This window comes from Rheinheimera gaetbuli, from assembly GCF_054781935.1.
The window spans coordinates 187665-205488 of sequence record NZ_BAAGTL010000012.1; the positions used below are offsets into that span (position 1 = coordinate 187665).

Below are 17824 nucleotides of genomic sequence, written 5' to 3' on the forward strand. Positions count from 1 at the left end.
AGATATCCTTGTTGTTGTGGTTCTAGATAGGCAATCAGTAAAGCACATAGCAAGGGCTGGGCAAAATATCCGCTTGTAACAGTTGATGTCTGGCTGGAATCTTTTGCTAATGATATGGTCAGACAATCAACGTAAAAACAGAGGCAGAATCATGAACACCAAAGGTTTATTAGATCAGTTGTTTAGACAGGGTTCAGAGTTGTTATCGGGTAAAACGACGGCGCAGTCTGCCAGTGCCGGTGGTGGCGTAGGCGGTTTTTTATCCGGCAAAGGCGGCGCTGCGCTTGGCGGTGGTGCTTTAGGCTTGCTGCTTGGTAGTAAAAGCGGCCGCAAAATGGGCGGCAAAATATTAACTTACGGTGGTTTAGCGGCGCTGGGTGTGGTGGCGTACAAAGCGTATAGCAACTGGCAGCAACAGCAAGGCGGTACGGTGCAGCCCGCGCAGCCGCAAACGCTGGATCGGATACCAGCACCGCAGGCCGAGCAGCACTGCTATGGCGTGTTACGTGCGATTATCGGTGCCGCTAAAGCCGACGGCCATATTGACGATCGTGAGCGTGAATTGATTGACAACGAAGTTGCCCGGCTGACGTCAGACGGAGCTTTGCTGCAATGGTTTGATGCCGAGTTAAAAAAACCGCTGGACCCGGCTGATATTGCCAGCAGTGCAACGACACCAGAGATGGCTGCTGAAATGTATCTGGCCAGCATCCTGGTAGCAGATGAACAAAGCTTTATGGAAAAAGCCTATCTAACAGAATTGGCAGAGCAACTTAAGCTGGCGCCGGGGTTAAAGGCTGAATTAGAGCAGCAGGCGAAGCAGGCTGTTGCGGCAGCCTGACGGTAAGGCGTTTTTTTTGGCTGCCGCTTGAACTTAATCGCATAAGCGCCCATTATGCCGCTATACAGCCCGATGATGTGGCTGCAACGGTAAATAAGAGGTGTTATGCGCTGGTTTAGCGGCATAGCGATACTATTATATTTGTGCTTATTGTGTACGCCGCAAGCCTTTGCCGTGCACGACCCTCGCTTGTCACCGCTGGCTGATGCCGAGTTACTGGCGGTTTCGCCAACGCTACAACACTACCTCAATAATACCGCTGAACAAGCTGACTCTGACCCACCGCTACTGCCTGCTGCTGTAGACATTGTGACTCCGATGGGCAACACTACAGTAGTTTCAGTGAGCAACTGTGGTAGCCGCTCCAGCTTTTTCTCGGTAATTCAACCACGTGCACCTCCGGTACTTTCTTCGCACTAACTCTCTTTAGCAGCTTTGCTGCTGGTGTTTGTTGTCTGCAGGCTATGGCCATTGCCTGTCTGTATATGTGAAGGAACAATTATGCTTAATAAAAACCCGGCCTGGCGCTACGTTGTCGCGCTTGGCATGCTGCTGCTTGCGTTGTTGTACGCGCTGCCGAATATTTACCCACAAGACCCGGCCCTGAATATCAGTGCTAAAGCCGGTGCAGTGATAACAGAACACACCCGCGCTGAGTTGGAGCAACATTTTAGCCGTGCTGGTTTACCGGCTAAAACGGTGTCGCTGCAAAATAATCAGCTATTGGTCCGGTTTACCAGCCCTGAGCAACAGCTACGCGGTCGCGAGATTGCCGCTGTAGAGCTTGGAGATAACTATGTTACTGCGCTTAATCTGCTACCTGCCACGCCGGCCTGGTTAGAGGCTTTGGGCGCAACACCCATGAATTTAGGTCTGGATTTGCGTGGTGGTGTGCATTTTCTATTAGCGGTAGATATGCAGGCGGCGCTAGACAAACAACTTAATGACATGGAGCAGAGCTTTCGCAGTGATTTACGTAGCGACAACATTCGCTATCGCAGTGTGCAGGCTGATTTACAACAACAAATTGTGCGTGTTGAACTGCGCGCTGAGCTGGATTTAGCCACTGCTGAGCGGGCGTTAAAGCAACGTGACAGCGAGCTGGTATTCAGCGCTGACAAAGCCAGCTTAACGCTGCAGGTAGCGATGAGTGAGGCCAGAAAAAAGCAGATCCGTGAATACGCTATGACGCAAAACCTAACCATCATACGCAGCAGGGTAAATGCGTTGGGCGTGGCCGAGCCATTAGTGCAGCGCCAGGGCAGCGAGCGCATTGTGGTGCAACTGCCAGGGGTGCAGGATACCGCAAAAGCCAAAGAAATTTTGGCTACTACCGCATCGCTGGAATTTCGCCTGGTGGACGAAGATGCTGATCTGACTGGCGCATTGCTCGGCAGAGTACCAGCCAATACTGAATTGTTCTACAGTGCCGATGGCCGTCCGGTGCTGCTGGAAAAGCGCATTGTGTTGACCGGAGATCATATTAGCGGTGCCAGTGCCGGTTATGATGAAAATGGCCAGCCGCAGGTCAATATTAAACTGGATGCCCAAGGTGGTAGCAAGTTATCGGCATCCAGTAAAGATGCGGTGGGCCGGCGTATGGCATCGATGTTTATTGAGTATAAAGCCAGCACAGAACTGGCCGCAGATGGTACACCAGTGCTGGTGAAGCAACAGCAAGTGATTAACGATGCCACTATCCAGATGCGGCTGGGACGCGATTTTGTTATCAGCGGGCTTGGCACACCGGCGCAAGCACAACATTTGGCCAGCTTATTGCGTGCCGGCGCGCTGGTAACACCGGTACAGATCATTGAAGAGCGCAGCATAGGACCAAGCTTGGGCCAGGAAAACATTACACTTGGCTTAACGGCTATTGCCTGGGGCATGGCAGCTGTACTGCTGTTTATGTTGGTGTATTACAAGGCCTTTGGCATGGTAGCCAACATTGCACTGCTGGTTAATCTGGTGTTTATCATCTGCTTGCTGTCGCTGATCCCGGGAGCCACCCTGACGTTACCCGGCCTGGCGGGCATAGTGCTTACCGTGGGCATGGCGGTAGATGCCAATGTACTGATATTTGAACGTATTCGCGAGGAGCTTGCCGAGGGACGCTCGGTGCAGCAAGCAATACACCTGGGCTATGACCGAGCGTTTGCCACCATAGCCGATGCTAACATCACCACCTTACTGGTAGCGCTGATCCTGTTTGGTGTTGGCACCGGCCCGGTTAAAGGCTTCGCCGTAACATTGGCTATTGGCATTATCACCTCAATTTTTACTGCTGTGGTCGGCACCCGTCTACTGGTTAATTTATGTTGGGGTGGCCGCCGTTTGCAGTCACTGCCACTTTAAGGAGCGCGTTATGCAAGTATTTAAATTTTCTGCTCCGCTAAGCTTTATGCGCTACAAAGGCTGGGCAGTAGCCTTATCTGTGCTGTTACTGCTGGGCTCGTTGCTGTCTTTGGCTACCAAGGGGATAAACTGGGGGCTGGATTTTACCGGCGGCACTGTTATTGAAGTCGGTTTTGAGCAGGCCGCTGATTTAGTGGCCGTGCGCCAAACTTTGGATAGCGCGGGTTATGGCGATGCGGTGGTGCAGCTATTTGGTACCAGCCGTGATGTGATGATCCGCATACCGCTGCGCCCGGCTATTGACCAAGCTAGCCTGGGCGATAGTGTGGTAACGGCCCTGAACACATTACAAACTGCGCCGGTAACTAAGCGCCGCTTAGAATTTGTTGGCCCCAGTGTAGGCGAAGAGTTAAAACAGGATGGCGGCCTGGCCATGTTGGTGGCCTTGCTGGGCATACTGGCGTATGTGGCCATGCGCTTTGAGTGGCGGCTGTCGGTGGGCGCTGTGGCGGCGTTGGCGCATGACGTTATATTAACGCTGGGGCTGTTTTCCGTATTGCAGCTGGAATTTGATCTAACCGTATTGGCGGCAATACTGGCGCTGATTGGTTACTCGATTAACGATACCATAGTGGTGTTTGACCGCATTCGGGAGAGTTTTCGCAAATTGCGTGATGCTTCGGTAGCCGAAACGATTAACGAAGCGATAACCTCAACCCTAAACCGTACGGTAATAACATCACTGACAACAGTGTTGGTGCTGGTAGTGCTGTTTTACATGGGCGGTGCGCTAATTCATGGTTTTGCTACTGCATTGTTATTTGGTATTGCGGTAGGCACGTACTCGTCAGTGTATGTCGCCAGCGCGCTGGCGCAAATACTGGGCATTAGTCGTGCAGATATGTTGCCGGTAGTTGTTAGTGATGATGAAACAGCTGAGAAGCCTGTTTAGCAGCAACTGGCAGAGGACATTGTTGAGCAGCACCGGCGTGAGTATCTGTATACGCACGTAGCTTTGTTATAACTACTGCTTGATCTACCGGCGCTGCCTTATGTTAAGGTAGCGCCATGCTTCCATGTTAACCACTTCTAATGACAACAAAAACCTTCAGTTTTGGTCCGGCAACCTTAGTCACCGCCGCTTTTATTGGCCCCGGCACGGTCATTACCGCATCATTGGCCGGCGCTAACTATGGTTATGCACTGTTATGGGCGCTGCTGTTTTCCGTACTTGCTACTATGGTGTTGCAGGAAATGGCCGCCAGGCTGGGTATTGTCACCGGCCGTGGTTTGGGAGAGAACCTGCGTACGCTGGTGAGTGCGCCGCTGCTGCGTTGGCCGCTGTTACTGTTGGTTATTGCGGCTATTGTTGTAGGTAACAGCGCTTATCAGGCCGGCAATATCAGCGGGGCAGCTCTGGGTGCTGCTGCATTATTTGGTGATATTAAGCTGCTGCAGCCTGGGCAACTTTTAAGTACGGTTAATCTGTGGCCGCTTGTGTTTGGTGCTGTTGCTGCAACAGTGTTGTGGTTTGGCCAATACAAATGGATTGAGCGATGCCTGATTGTACTGGTGCTGCTGATGAGCCTGGCGTTTATTGGTACTATGCTGCTTACTAAACCCGATTTGCTGGCGCTGCTTCGCGGCGCTGTTTGGCCACAGCTGCCGGATGGTGCCATGTTGACGGTTGTAGCCCTGATTGGTACTACCGTGGTGCCGTATTCTTTGTTTTTGCATGCCGCCAGTGCGGCGCAAAAATGGCCGAAAAGCCAAATTGATACTGCAGCAGCGCTTAGCGCCTCACGTGCAGACATCGCTGTGGCTATTCCGCTTGGCGGCATTATCTCCATTGCGATAGTGTCTACGGCTGCGGCGGCTTTTTTTGGCAGCAACCAGCAGTTAGAGAATGTCTCGCAACTGGCGCAAAGTCTAACACCGTTATTTGGCAGCGCTGCTACCTGGTGCCTTGCCTTGGGGCTAGTGGCGGCCGGATTATCCTCTGCGATAACGGCTCCGCTGGCAGCAGCCTATGCGCTGGCGGGGATTATGGGCAAGCCTATTGATCTTAATCAGGTTTTATTTCGTGTCACCTGGCTGACTATTATCATCATTGGCGTACTGTTATCCTCGCTTGGCATTCGGCCGCTAAGTGTGATCTGGTTTGCGCAGGTAGCCAACGGCATTTTACTGCCACTGATTTGTTTGTGTTTGCTATTAGCCATGAATCACAGCGTACTGGCAGCTTATAAAAACAGCCGCTGGCAGAATGTGCTCGGCGTAGCAGTGCTGCTAATTAGCCTGTTACTGAGTGGCCGTAGCCTGGCACTGGCTTTTGCCTTAATTTAAGCTGTTAACAGTACAAAGCATGCTGATATTTCGCCGGTGCCAGTGGCGTAGTGGCACTGAGCCAGGCATAGCGGTGTTTGTGCAGTGCTATTCCAACCTGGCCAATACGCTCACTACAACTGCGGCGGCCCAGTATTGGCCACTGCTGTTTACCACCCGCCAGCCAGTCTGCGTGGCTTAGTACGTCGAGCTTGGTGGCAAAGTAGCTGTTTAAAGTTCCCACATCGCGCCAGTAATGCGGCAGGCTTTGTTCGCCTGGCAATGTGTTGTTGCTAAAATCATATACGCAGGCCCGGCCAGTGTTTATAAGCTGCGGTATAATATGGCAGCCAAAATCGACATGTTGGCCAGGTGTTATGCTATTAAGTGCTTGCTCCAGTGCTTTGGTGCTAAACAAATAATTGCCCATAGACACCAGGGCATATCCGGGGCGCTTTGGTATTTGCGGCACCTCGCTTTGTGGCTTTTCAATAAAACCCTGAATACAATTATTAGCATCGACAATAAACACACCAAACTGGCGTGCTTGCTCAACCGGCACTGCAACTGCTGCTACGGTTAAATCTGCCTGTTGCTGCTGGTGAAACTGCAGCATCTGACGATAATCCATTTTATAGATGTGGTCGGCGCTGAGCACGGCGACATGTTCTGGCTGATAATCACGGATTATATTGAGCTCGCGAGCTACTGCCCCTGCAGTACCGATATTCAGCGTCGCAGGCGCCTGGCAGCACGTTAAACTGCCATGTTGTTTAAAGCGTGCCAGCCAGTGCCGCTTTATATGGTTGTGTAAACGATGTGGCTGATACTGCGTTAATACCAGCAGATGATGGAAGCCTGAATGCAACAGATTGCTAAGAACGAAGTCAACAATACGGCGGCGAAACACAAAATTTAGTGCCGGTTTCGCTTGGTTTAACGTTAAGGGTTGCAACCGTTTACCGGCGCCACCCGCTAAAATAACACTCAGTACTGTACTCATGTTGTACCTCTACCAAGTAGGGAAGTAGGTCGTTAAATGTACAACAAGTGCAGATTTACGGTTTGATATGTATCAAATGAAAACTTGATATCGCTGTAGCGCCTGCTCAGGCGCTACAGCGAGTCAGGTTATTGGCCGATACGGGCACGAATTTCATTTACTAAGGGTGAGGCTTCAAAACCATTGCTACTTGCCCAGGCTGGGTAGTCAAACTCTGCCAGGGTTTTCGCTGGCATTTGTTTAACAATAAAGGTACCCGATTCATAGGCATCGCTGCGAATAGCAAATTGCAGCATATTTTCGTTATTGCATTTTACGCTGTCATAAATATTGCGCACGTTTAACTTGTTATCCGTTAGCATCTTGCGCAGCTGATTGCGGTTGTCATCTTTGATATAGCCACAGATGCTGGCGGCTAATTGATCATTAGCAATGGCAGGCATGCTCAGCAGCAGCGCCACGACAGGAACTAACAGTTTTTTCATAACCCCTCCACGGGTTTCTTTAGGATCGGCTGAAGTATAGCTGCAGTAAAGTAAACTGGCATTAGCAGGCTGAAAAATTCCTTTGAATATTTTCAGCAGCTTAGCATTTTTCTTCATCTAACAACGCTATACTGCGCAAGTATAAATATGCTGTGCAACAGACAATCAGGCCGGAGCCGCTATGACCACGCTGGAATATATATTACTGATGTTATTACTGGTCAGCGCCAGTGCGTTTTTTTCGGTATCAGAGATAGCATTGGCTGCATCACGTAAAATGCGTTTACGTTTACTGGCGTCAGAGGGTAACCTTAACGCAGAAAAAGTGTTGGCGCTGCAAGAACACCCGGGCAACTTTTTTACGGTTGTACAAATTGGTTTGAATGCGGTAGCCATTTTAGGCGGTATTTTGGGTGAGTCGGCGTTTACACCTTATTTTAATAGTTTGCTGGCGGTGTTTTTTACTGGCAGCTGGCTGCCGTCGTTAGCGTTTGCTATATCGGTATTTTTTGTCACCTCGCTGTTTATTCTGTTTGCCGATTTGATGCCAAAGCGGCTTGCGATGATTGCGCCTGAGACCATAGCGCTAAAAGTGGTCACACCAATGCTGTTTTTGATCACTTTTCTTAAACCCTTTGTCTGGCTGTTTAACGGTTTGGCTAATGTCTGCTTTAGCTTGTTTAAAGTACCTACCATGCGCAAAGACGATATTACGCCGGAAGATATTATCGCCATGATGGAGGCAGGTGCCCAGGCTGGCGTATTGCAGGAGCACGAGCATCAGTTACTGGAAAACGTGTTTGACATGGAATCCCGCACTGTAACGTCAGCGATGACGGCGCGCGAAAGCCTGATATTTTTCCCGTTAAATGAGTCACAAGACAATATTAAATCAAAGTTGGCTGAGCATCCGCATGCCAAGTTTCTGGTGGTTGATGGCGTGCTGGATAAGGTGGTGGGCTATGTTGATACCCGCGATATTTTGCTACAGGTGTTGCATGATCAGCCAATATCTCTGAAAAAAGAGGGCATAGTACGGGCGCCGCTAATTATTCCGGATACGCTGTCGTTATATGAGGTGCTGGAGCACTTTAAATCGGCAGGGGTCGATTTTGCCATTATCATGAACGAATACGCCTTGGTGGTGGGTATTATTACGCTAAAGGATGTAATGAGTATCGTAATGGGAGAGTTGGTAAGCTCTGAAGAGGATCAAATAGTAGCACGCGATGCTAATTCCTGGCTGGTTGAGGGCTTAACACCGCTACAGGATGTTATGCGGGTATTGGACATCAGTAGTTTTCCTGATGCGGAAAACTACGAAACCATCGCCGGTTTTATGATGTATACGCTGCGCAAAATTCCAAAGCGGACTGATTTTGTATTACACAGCGGCTATAAGTTCGAAGTGGTTGATATTGACAGCTATAAAATTGATCAGCTACTGGTCACCCGCATATCGGCAATTGAACCGGCAGATAAGCAGTAGCTTGACTGATAGTCGTTTTAAAAAGACTGTCAGCCGTTTTCTTTATTGTCATTGTCAGAGCTGTTATTGCCTGTGCTGACATTGTCGTCGGCTGGTGGGTTCGCCGCCAGTTCGAGCATTTTTTGCCGAAAGTTGGCCAAGCCCTGAGTCACTAAATCGTAGGTGCTGTTTACGCCGGTTTCTATGTCACCCTCGAAAACTTTAAGGCTTTTCAGAATATCTTTAGCGTCGCTAAAGCCTTTCTCCACTCCGGGCGTTATCAGCGCCATAAAATTGTCCAGAGTTTGCTCTTCTGTTTCAGCAGCGGCCAGTTCCTTATAACGGCTGTAAAACGCAGTGGCAAACGCGACAATGCGATCAGCCGTGGCTTCGGGTGAGGTGTCGATACCCGAGTCGTAGACTTTTTGCGCGGCATTTTCACCCAGTACCGGTGCTAATTCGGCGTTTATGCCCTCGAGAGCGGTTTTGTATAACAAGCTTAGGGTATCATTATTGCTGCGCAGCGATACCTGTTCATTGGCGCGCAGTATGGCAACATTTTGTGCTTGTTTTGCCTGGGCGGCGGCACTTTTGCCGCTGGTTTGGCCGGCAGTGGTATCGGTTTTAGCGGTATCTGCTTTTGTTGCACTATTGCCTTGCCTGGTATTGCCGACGGCAGCTGCATTGTTACCTGGTATTATGGCCATGAGTGAGCTCCTGAAATAGTCGCTTTAGTATAGTCTGTAGCAGGTTATCGGCGGTGCTTAGTTAAACTTTAGCTGTTTTTTGTTGCTCGTCTGGGCCGGCAAATCGTTTTATAATGGCGCCTTCCTTCGTCGTTGGGCTGCTGGCTTTGATTGATTATAAAACCGCTGCTTTTTATCGCTCTGCTTTTGCCTTATGTTTAGCGGCTGTGGTGGTATTTGCTAACTTACATCTGCTACAACCTTTGTTACCTCAGCTCAGTCGCGAGTTTGGCCTGACACCACTACAAGCCAGCTGGGCTTACACTGCGGGCACACTGTGTTTGGGCGTATCATTGCTGGTTTATGCGGCGTTGTCCGATGCCTGGGGCCGGAAAAATCTGCTTTTGCTTACCCTGACAGGTATGACACTAAGTACGCTGGCGCTGACTCAGGTAGACAGCTTTAGCGCCCTGGTATTCTGGCGGGCCGTGCAGGGTATATTTCTTGGCGGTTTACCGGCTATTGCCATTGCCTGGATGGGCGAAACCTATAGCAAGCCAGCCATGGTCGCGGCTGTCGGTTTTTATATCAGTGCTAATTCGTTAGGCGGGATCAGCGGCCGGCTAATGGCCGGCGCTCTGGCAGATCTTGGCCACTGGCAATGGGCATTTTGGCCGGTTGCGTTGCTCGGTGTATTAAGTTGTTACTTTATCTGGCGCTATTTGCCGGCGAGCAAGACCTTTGTTGCTAAACCATTTAGTTTGCGCCAGGCCTGCGTTGACAACTGGTTTCATCTGCGCCGGCCGCTGTTGTTGTTAACCTACCTTATTGGTGGGTTAAACTTTTTTATTTTCCTAAACCAGTACACCTATATTGGCTTTGTGCTGGCAGATGCCCCTTACAGCCTGTCCAGTTTTTGGATTGGCCTGTTGTTTATTACTTACTTTACAGGCACCTTCGGCTCAGCTATTTCCGGCCGCGTGGCGCAGCAGCTGCCCGTGCCACTAGGTATGGCGCTGGGTGTGATCATACTCATTTTGGGCACGTTAATAACGCTTAGCTCCAGTCTGTGGTTAATCGTGCTGGGGTTTTTTATCAATGCGTTTGGCTTTTTTCTTACCCATTCGCTGGCCAGTAGCTGGGTTAACCAATGCGCCAGCCGCGCCAAAGCCAGCGCCAGTGCATTGTATCTGGTGTTTTACTATGTTGGCGCCAGCAGCGGAGGCCTGTATTTGCAGCCGTTCTGGCAATGGCTCAACTGGCACGGCGTGGTAGTGGGGGCCTTGTTAATGTATGGCGTAACCTTGCTATTGTGTTTGTGGCTTTGGCTGCGCGTTAAGGCGCTGAAGGCCAGTCAGCTCTGATGGTGTTAGTGGCCGGTAGGCACCGCTGGGTAAGTCAGCCAATTGCAGTGTGCCCAGCGCCACACGTTTAAGCGATGTTACGCGATAGCCTAAGGTCTTACACATGTAGCGAATTTGCCGGTGTTGGCCCTCAGTCAGCACAATTTGAAATTGCGCAGCGCCACTGGCACTAACCTGGCAAGGCCTGGAGCTGTAACTTTTTGTTCCCAGTGTCCAGCTTACTCCTGCCGCCATTTGTTGCACAAAAGCGGTATTGATCGCTTTGTCGGTGTCGACGATATAGGTTTTGTTGTGATAGTGATCCGGGTGCATAAGCTGTTGGCTCAGGATGCCGTCATTAGTTAGCAGCAGCAAGCCGCTGGAGTCTTTATCCAACCGTCCTACGGCAAATAAACGCTGCGGTAACTGCATTAACACATGATAAAGGCTGGCCGGATCGTCCGGCCTGTTGTTGCAGTCTACGCCAATGGGTTTGTGATACAGCCAGTATTGTCGTTGTGCAGCTACCGGCAACGGCTGCTGGCCGATACTGATTTGATCAGTTTCACCAACCAGGTCGGTGTGCTTACCCGGCTTACCATTAATGCTGACAACGCCCGCGCTAATTAAGCGTTCTGCAGCGCGGCGCGAGCACCAGCCACAATGCGCTATCCACTTTGCCAGACGTTGCCTTGAGATCAGATTGATGTTATCTGCCATTAATATTCTAATTTCTGCCTGTTTCATTAAATTGTCTCCGGCATGTAACACAAATGACACAGGGTGCCCGCATACTTGCGCCTGTTCTACCTTCCTTCCTGGATTATATCTCACTAGTTAGTGACGGGAGCTTGCTCCCGTTTTTTCTTTTTTAAAAAAAATATCTGTGCTTTAAACCTTTGGCAGTACGCTATCGACTAATCAGTCAAACAATACAATAAAAGGCTATAGGGTTGATGGAGCTTGCAGCGGCAATCGATGCGGCGAAAGAGGGCGATAAGCTCGCCTTTAAAGTGCTGTATCAGCAGTTTATTGGCCGGGTGTATGCCATTTGTTTGCGGCTGTTGGCAAACCGGCAAAAAGCCGAAGAAGCCAGTCAGGATATTTTTTTAAAAGTCTGGCAGCAGTTACCAACGTTTCGCGGTGACAGCAGTTTTACCACCTGGCTGCACAGCATTGCCACCCGCACGGCGATAGATATCTGGCGTCAGGAAAAATATCTACGCCTGACCGACAGCAGCGATGAGCTGGAACTGACAGAACAAACGGTGCCCTGCCACAGTTTGCAGGCACCGTTAGAGCACGCCATAGTGCGCTTACCGCATCAGGCCAGAGCCGTATTTGTGTTGTTTGCCATCGAGGGGTATGGGCACCGTGAAATAGCTGCCATGTTGGGTATAGCCGAAGGCACGTCAAAGGCACAGTATCACCGGGCCAGACAATTATTACAGGAGTGGTTAGCCGATGAATGAATATCAGTTAGATGACGCTATCCGCAGTTTAAATAACAACATCGCGCCAGAGCGCGAGCTGTGGACCGATATTGTTAGCCGTCTGCCGGATCGCAGACCGGCCAGGCCGCCACTGGGTTACTGGGCCAGTGCAGCGGCGTTGCTGTTAGTGGGGCTGATTGGCTGGCAGTTGGCCATGTTGCCGGCAGGTTCGCAGCGCTCGGCAGCGATGCCGACGGCGGAGCTGGTGCTACTGCAGGTATATGAGCAACAAAAAAACCAGCAGTTGGCACAAATGGTTGCTGTTGCCGAGGGTTTCGATAACTGGCAGTTGCAACTGCAAATTTGGGATCAGGCCATCGCCCAGGTGCGCCAGGCCTTACAGTTTTATCCGGATGAACCGCAGCTGTTAGCGCAGTTGCAAAGCTTATATCAACAGCAGCTGTCGTATATTCAGCGGGCGACACTGCAACATCATTCAGTAATCAGTTAGGAGCAACACTATGAATAAATTAACAAAAACATGGGTAGTCAGTGTCGCAGCACTACTGCTGTTGCAGGTAATTCCTGTGGCATATGCCGACCAGCGCGACAGCGTAAACGAAAGCCGCGCCGTGGCCGCCAATGAAAAAATTTATATAGAGGTAATGAGCGGTGAGATAACCATTAAAGCCTCTGACAGCAACCAGTTTAAAATAAGCGGCAAACTTGATGAAAAGGCCACCGGCTATACGCTGGAATCAAAAGGCGGCTTTACCCGCTTTGAGATGACCATGCCACGTCAGGTGAATTATCGCGGCAGCGAGAAATCCAGTGGCGCTGATTTGCGTGTTGAGGTACCCAGTGGCAGTAGCATCGAGTTTAAAGGCGTAAACAGTGATGTAAGCCTGCAGGGTATTACCGGCGGCAGTAAAATCAGTACGGTAAACGGCAACATTGCTGCAGCCAACCTGTCAACCCTGGTACACTTAAACACCGTAAACGGCGAGATAGGCAGCAAAGACAACAGCGGCCAAATTGAACTGAGCTCGGTAAATGGCGAAATTATTGACGTTGGCTCATCCGGCCGGCTGAATTACAGTGTGGTAAATGGCAAAATTAAAGCCCGAACCAGCGCCGAAGAAGTGAGCGTAAGTACAGTAAATGGTGATGCCGAGTTAAAAATGACCAACACACAAGGTTTAAAACTGAGCACAGTAAATGGCGAAATTGAAGCCGAACTGGCCAATTCTGCCAACCCGCGCATCAGTGGTAGTAGTGTGAGCGGTGATATTGAGTTAAAACTGGATAGCAGTACCAGTGCCCGTTTCGATATTAAAGCCTCTGCCGGTGGTAGCATTAAAAACAAACTGAGCAATGATAAAGCCAGCAAAGCCAAATATGGCCCGGCGCGCAGCCTGCAATTTACCCTGGGCAGCGGTGATGGCAGTGTAGAGCTAAGCACCGTAAGCGGTGATGTCGAGCTGGATAAGCTGTAAGCGGGAAAATACCTATGGTATTTCTGTTAGCAAAAAGGCCGCGCAAGCGGCTTTTTTTGTAAGCGGTGCATTAATAATCAGATGAAGATTGTTGTTTTAGCAGTTTAGTGCGGCTTGCCTGGCTATTTATTGCGCTATCAGGCCGTAGTCTTTGTCCAGCACACTGATAATTTCTGCTTTAGGATCGGCAGACAAGGTTATTTTATGGCCAACCACTTTTTCTGCGATGCCTAAATAAGTGCGCGAGATATCCATCATCACCTCTGTCGGCAGTGCATTGTCGCGTGCCAAGGCTGCGCGCTCTGGCATGCGGTCTTTATTCAGCAGAATATCCGGCTCGGGGAAGTGGTTTAGCAGCCATTGCCTGAAGCCTTCTTTGGACTGCTCAACGATGTTGCCATTACGCCAGTTAGCGCCATCCCAAATGCGTGAGCTGTCTGGTGTGCCTACTTCATCCATATAAATCAGTTTGCTCTGGCCTTGTGCATCTTTGACATAGCCAAACTCAAATTTGGTATCAACAAACATCTGGTCCAGTTTCGCCAGCGCATCGCTTATTACGGCAAAACCTTGTTTTAACAGTTTTTCGTACAGGTCGATGTCGGATTTTTGCTCAAAGCCAAAGGCAGCGCTGTGGCGCTCGATGTCGGCGCGGGAAATATTAACGTCATCGGCTTCAGGTACGCCGTCCAATCCGGTCAGAATGCCTTTGGTCGATGGCGTAATTAAAATCTGTGGCAGCTTTTGATCTTTTTGCAAACCCTCAGGTAGGGTAATGCCGCAAAATTCGCGCTCGCCTTTACTGTAAGCGCGCCACATAGAGCCGGTAATATACTGCCGCGCGATAGCTTCAATTTTTAGCGGCCTGGCTTTTTGTACTATCCATACCAGCGGGTGCGGGATATCCAGAATATGGCTGTCGGCCAACCCATGCTGCTTAAACAGCGAAAACCAGTGGTTGGATATTGCATTTAGTGCGGCGCCTTTGCCGGGCACACCGTTTAAGCCGTGTTCGCCATGCCAGATGCAGTCAAAAGCTGAGATGCGGTCGCTTATTACCATAATGGCCAGCGGTGTATCAGCAGCAACCGGGTAGTTTTTTTCTCGGATAAGCCGGGCGCTGTCCGCTGCGGTTAACCAGTATACGCTGCGTACTTTGCCGGAGTGCACCGGTAGATCTGTACGAATAGGCAAGTCGTCATTGACTGCTAAAACCTGAGTTGCAAGAGTCATTTTCACTTCTTCTGAGGCTGGGAAAAAAGGCGGCATGAGTGTAGCAGAAACTGTTGCGTAACTGAATCAGTCTGCGCGCTGCAGCTGTTGTCTTATCGGGTAACTTACAAGTGTAATTAAGCGTAATTATCTGTTTTCATTAGTAAACTGCCATGGCTATCGCGGGCTGAAATCCTTACTCTGACGCCGGATTATTCTGGCTTTAGGATAGAGTGAATGAAAGCAACAGGTTTGACTTCGTGTGTGATATTGGCCTCGGCACTAGTGCTGAGTGCTTGTGGTGGCAGTAGCAGCAGTGATTCGGCAGCAGCCGCTAGTTATTTACAGTTTTATAATGGTGCGCCTGGCACCGGCAATTCGATACTCAGTGCCGGCGACACTAGTGCTGGCGCAGCAACCTATGGTGATGTGAGCTCAGTTGTCACGTTAAAACCTGACAGCTATACGCTGCAAGTTAAAGATGTTGCTAGCAGTACATCGCTGCTAAGTAAGGAACTGTCGCTGAGCGCAGACAACAAAGCGCTGTTTATTCTGACGCAGCAAGGCCAACAGTATGATTATCTAAACGTTAACGTTAGCCGTGCAGAACCAGAAGAGGGCAAGTTTAAGCTGCATCTGGTTAATTTATCTGCACAGAACACACAACTTGACGTATATATGGCGCAGGTTGGCAACGGCTTTAGCAGTGCCGAAAAGCTTGACAGTCTGAGCCAGAATGAAGTCAGTACTGAGGTTATTAGCAACGATATTGGCCAGTACCGCTTTTTTCTGACGGCTGCGGGCAGCCAGACACCCCTGTTTACCACTGAAGCGGTAAATTTTGCTTATCGCAATAGTTACGTGGTAATCGTGCGTGACAAGTTTGGCCCGATAGCTAACCAAATGTCACTGGACATTATTTTGAACTCGTCAACGGTTGCTGCCTACAACGATGTGGATGCTGCGGCGCAGTTTCGCGTGTACAACAGCCTGAGCACATCAGTAGCGCTGACATTGGACAATACCTCTGCTGGCAATGTTACTGCAGGGCAGCTAACGGCTTACAAAGCCAATGCTAAAGGTGACTTCAGTTTAACGGTGCATGACGACGACAACAATTTGCTGCTAAACAGTGCTTTGCTAAGTTTGGCTGCTGGTGAGAGCAAATCGGTGTTGTTGTATGGCAACGAACAAGGCGTAACTGAAGCCCTGGCAGTGACCGAAAAAGACAGCCCGCAGCAGAAAAGCCATGATCTGATAGTGGCGAACCTGGTACCTGATTTTGCCCGGTTGCAGTTTTATTTTGTTAAACAAAATGAAACCATTGCCAATGCCCGTTTTCATGTAAAGAACCTGGATTTTAAAAAGCAGCAATCGCTGACGTTGCCACAAGATTACTACGCCATTGCACTGGTACATGTTGCTGAAAATGGTAGTACAACCTTGTTGGATAAAACTGACTTGCTGCAGCTAACGCCGGGTAAGCATTATATGTTGTTGGCTGAGCAGGATGATACAGCGCCGTCAGGCTATAAGCTAACCCTGGCACATTAAAACGGTGTAAATGAAAAAGGCGATCAGATGATCGCCTTTTTAATGTCTGCAGCCGTTTAAAAGCGGTAGTTTGCCTGCACAGCAAGTAGCTGAGCTCTATTGCTGTAACGGCCTTGATAGCCGCTGTTGTACAGACGCTGGTCTTGCACATTGTATTCGTGCTCATCCACACTAACATCGCCGGTAAACAAGTAACCGTAGGCAAAATCCAGACTGAGTGTGTCACTCAGTTGCCAGTTTGCGCCAACAGTTAGCCATAGGCGGTCATCGGTAGGAATGCGTGCGGTTTTATGGCTTTGGCCTATCGGGTTTTCATCAAAGGCAACACCGGCTTTGAGTGTGAGCGCTGGTTGATAAATATAGGTAGCACCTACAGCGAAAGACCAGCTTTTATGCCAGTATTCCGGGATATAACCTATGTAGCCTTCGCTGTTTAAATTTGCCGGCCCCTGGGTGCTGAGCGAAATACTCGGTTTGGTATCATCGCTGATAATATCGATACTTTGAAACTTGCTCCATTGGGTCCAGGCTGCACTAAACTGCAACGATAACGCTGTTGTCAGCTGCTGATCCAGGCTAAATGCCGCAGTAGCTGGTGTAGTCAGGTCAAGCTTACTTTTTTCTGTCAATATAGCATTTGTTGCCAGCTTGCCAGTGCGGGCATCCAGCAGGGGCAGTTGTGGCATTCCGGGTACAGGCACCAAATAAGGCGCGCCATTTGCACTGGTCACCGGGGTGTTAGTAATAACAGAATCACCCTTAAGCGTATAGTTAACGGCTGAATGCCAGGTTAAGGCTAAACGGGTGCCTGCAATTGGCTCAGCGTACAGGCCCAGGGTATAACCAAAAGCAATGTCATAGCCTTCTACTTCGTAATGGCTGGCACAAATTGTATCGTTAAAAATGGCGCCCAGCAGAGGGCCTGCTTCACACAGGCCACTGTGATCTTTAAATTTGGATAAAGTACCTTCAGCATGGTTTAGCGAAATACCTATGCCGACAGACCATTGTTCGTTTAGTTTATATGCCAGTGCCGGTTGCAGGCTAACAACCTGTACCGCGGTTTCATCGGCAAAATAGCGGCCAACAAAATCATCGTCGTAGTTGGAAGACAAGCCAAAGGGCGCATAAAAGCCAATACCCCAGCTTAATTGTTCTGACACTTTATTGCTGTAAAACACAAAAGGTACCAGCTCGTTCAAACTATTTGCACCTTCTTCACGACCAATCACAGACTGACCGTTGGCACTTTGTGCGCTGGCATTGCGGTAGTTGGTTTTTGCGCTTATCAGGTTAAGGCCACCAGACAGTTGGCTGCCGTCAAGTTCAGTAAGAGCCGCGGGGTTTGAATATACCAGAGTGGCATCAGTAATTTGTGCACCACGCCCTGCATAGGCGTTACCCATACTACTGACTGACTGTTCAAATAATTTATAACCCTCAGCATGCGCTGACATGCTAGCAAGGCAGGAGAGAACGGCTAAAGACACGGCGGATTTTCTAATCATATACATACCCTGTTGAACGTAAAGGCGCCGATTATAGAGAGGTCAGACCTTAGAGTACATACTCTAGATCTTGTCCGCTTGTTGTTTGGCCGTTGCTGCAGTGGTTGTAATGACC

General features: G+C 49.7%; 17 protein-coding genes. 11 read left to right on the forward strand and 6 right to left on the reverse strand.

Going from position 1 to position 17824, the window contains the following annotated elements:
• The first annotated feature begins 151 nt into the window (after nucleotides 1-151).
• From ACYVIC_RS11470 to ACYVIC_RS11490, 5 genes are all read left to right on the forward strand, one after another.
• Complete coding sequence (locus ACYVIC_RS11470) at nucleotides 152-841, forward strand: tellurite resistance TerB family protein (protein ID WP_460860051.1); 690 nt, start codon at nucleotides 152-154, stop codon at nucleotides 839-841.
• A 105-nt stretch (nucleotides 842-946) separates the two neighbouring features.
• Nucleotides 947-1261 carry a hypothetical protein gene (locus ACYVIC_RS11475; RefSeq protein WP_460860052.1) on the forward strand — a complete coding sequence of 105 codons (315 nt, stop codon included), beginning with the start codon at nucleotides 947-949 and terminating at the stop codon, nucleotides 1259-1261.
• Between the two features lie 81 nt (nucleotides 1262-1342).
• Nucleotides 1343-3196 carry a protein translocase subunit SecD gene (secD, locus tag ACYVIC_RS11480; RefSeq protein ID WP_460860054.1) on the forward strand — a complete coding sequence of 618 codons (1854 nt, stop codon included), beginning with the start codon at nucleotides 1343-1345 and terminating at the stop codon, nucleotides 3194-3196.
• Between the two features lie 10 nt (nucleotides 3197-3206).
• The gene (gene secF, locus ACYVIC_RS11485; protein WP_460860056.1) at nucleotides 3207-4148 is read left to right on the forward strand and encodes a protein translocase subunit SecF; all 942 of its coding nucleotides are present in this window, start codon (nucleotides 3207-3209) and stop codon (nucleotides 4146-4148) included.
• Nucleotides 4149-4288: 140 nt separating this feature from the next.
• Nucleotides 4289-5542, forward strand: a complete 1254-nt coding sequence (locus ACYVIC_RS11490; RefSeq protein ID WP_460860058.1) for an Nramp family divalent metal transporter — start codon at nucleotides 4289-4291, stop codon at nucleotides 5540-5542.
• A 4-nt stretch (nucleotides 5543-5546) separates the two neighbouring features.
• Here ACYVIC_RS11490 and ACYVIC_RS11495 read toward each other — a convergent pair whose 3' ends face one another.
• Entirely contained in the window at nucleotides 5547-6524 is a 978-nt protein-coding gene (locus ACYVIC_RS11495; RefSeq protein WP_460860060.1) for a sugar phosphate nucleotidyltransferase, read from the reverse strand.
• Between the two features lie 128 nt (nucleotides 6525-6652).
• Nucleotides 6653-7009 carry a DUF3718 domain-containing protein gene (locus ACYVIC_RS11500; protein WP_460860061.1) on the reverse strand — a complete coding sequence of 119 codons (357 nt, stop codon included), beginning with the start codon at nucleotides 7007-7009 and terminating at the stop codon, nucleotides 6653-6655.
• A 181-nt stretch (nucleotides 7010-7190) separates the two neighbouring features.
• Between ACYVIC_RS11500 and paeA the strand changes: the two genes are divergently transcribed.
• A complete protein-coding gene (paeA, locus tag ACYVIC_RS11505) occupies nucleotides 7191-8498 on the forward strand; it encodes a polyamine export protein PaeA (protein ID WP_460860063.1) in 1308 nt (435 codons plus the stop codon).
• Between the two features lie 29 nt (nucleotides 8499-8527).
• Here paeA and ACYVIC_RS11510 read toward each other — a convergent pair whose 3' ends face one another.
• Nucleotides 8528-9184, reverse strand: coding sequence for a DUF5610 domain-containing protein (locus ACYVIC_RS11510; protein ID WP_460860065.1), 657 nt, complete (start codon nucleotides 9182-9184; stop codon nucleotides 8528-8530).
• Between the two features lie 113 nt (nucleotides 9185-9297).
• Here ACYVIC_RS11510 and ACYVIC_RS11515 point away from each other — a divergent pair, with 113 nt between their 5' ends.
• Nucleotides 9298-10527: an MFS transporter gene (locus tag ACYVIC_RS11515; RefSeq protein ID WP_460860068.1), complete on the forward strand. Its 1230-nt coding sequence runs from the start codon at nucleotides 9298-9300 to the stop codon at nucleotides 10525-10527.
• Here the strand turns inward: ACYVIC_RS11515 and ACYVIC_RS11520 are convergent.
• The gene (locus ACYVIC_RS11520; protein ID WP_460860069.1) at nucleotides 10471-11253 is read right to left on the reverse strand and encodes a pseudouridine synthase; all 783 of its coding nucleotides are present in this window, start codon (nucleotides 11251-11253) and stop codon (nucleotides 10471-10473) included. The two genes, ACYVIC_RS11515 and ACYVIC_RS11520, sit on opposite strands and share 57 nt — an antisense overlap.
• A 209-nt stretch (nucleotides 11254-11462) precedes the next feature.
• On the opposite strand from ACYVIC_RS11520, the gene ACYVIC_RS11525 reads away from it, so the two are divergent.
• The 3 genes from ACYVIC_RS11525 to ACYVIC_RS11535 are packed head-to-tail and all read left to right on the forward strand — an operon-like array spanning nucleotide 11463 to nucleotide 13435.
• Complete coding sequence (locus ACYVIC_RS11525) at nucleotides 11463-11978, forward strand: RNA polymerase sigma factor (RefSeq protein WP_460860468.1); 516 nt, start codon at nucleotides 11463-11465, stop codon at nucleotides 11976-11978.
• Nucleotides 11971-12450, forward strand: coding sequence for a hypothetical protein (locus ACYVIC_RS11530; protein ID WP_460860071.1), 480 nt, complete (start codon nucleotides 11971-11973; stop codon nucleotides 12448-12450). Before ACYVIC_RS11525 ends, ACYVIC_RS11530 begins: the two co-directional genes overlap by 8 nt.
• A gap of 10 nt (nucleotides 12451-12460) precedes the next feature.
• Complete coding sequence (locus tag ACYVIC_RS11535) at nucleotides 12461-13435, forward strand: DUF4097 family beta strand repeat-containing protein (protein ID WP_460860073.1); 975 nt, start codon at nucleotides 12461-12463, stop codon at nucleotides 13433-13435.
• Between the two features lie 126 nt (nucleotides 13436-13561).
• Here ACYVIC_RS11535 and ACYVIC_RS11540 read toward each other — a convergent pair whose 3' ends face one another.
• Entirely contained in the window at nucleotides 13562-14668 is a 1107-nt protein-coding gene (locus ACYVIC_RS11540) for a phosphoribosylaminoimidazolesuccinocarboxamide synthase (protein WP_460860075.1), read from the reverse strand.
• 216 nt (nucleotides 14669-14884) lie between these two features.
• Here ACYVIC_RS11540 and ACYVIC_RS11545 point away from each other — a divergent pair, with 216 nt between their 5' ends.
• The gene (locus tag ACYVIC_RS11545) at nucleotides 14885-16201 is read left to right on the forward strand and encodes a DUF4397 domain-containing protein (RefSeq protein ID WP_460860076.1); all 1317 of its coding nucleotides are present in this window, start codon (nucleotides 14885-14887) and stop codon (nucleotides 16199-16201) included.
• 56 nt (nucleotides 16202-16257) lie between these two features.
• Here the strand turns inward: ACYVIC_RS11545 and ACYVIC_RS11550 are convergent, their stop codons facing one another.
• Entirely contained in the window at nucleotides 16258-17709 is a 1452-nt protein-coding gene (locus ACYVIC_RS11550; RefSeq protein WP_460860078.1) for an OmpP1/FadL family transporter, read from the reverse strand.
• Nucleotides 17710-17824 lie beyond the last annotated feature (115 nt).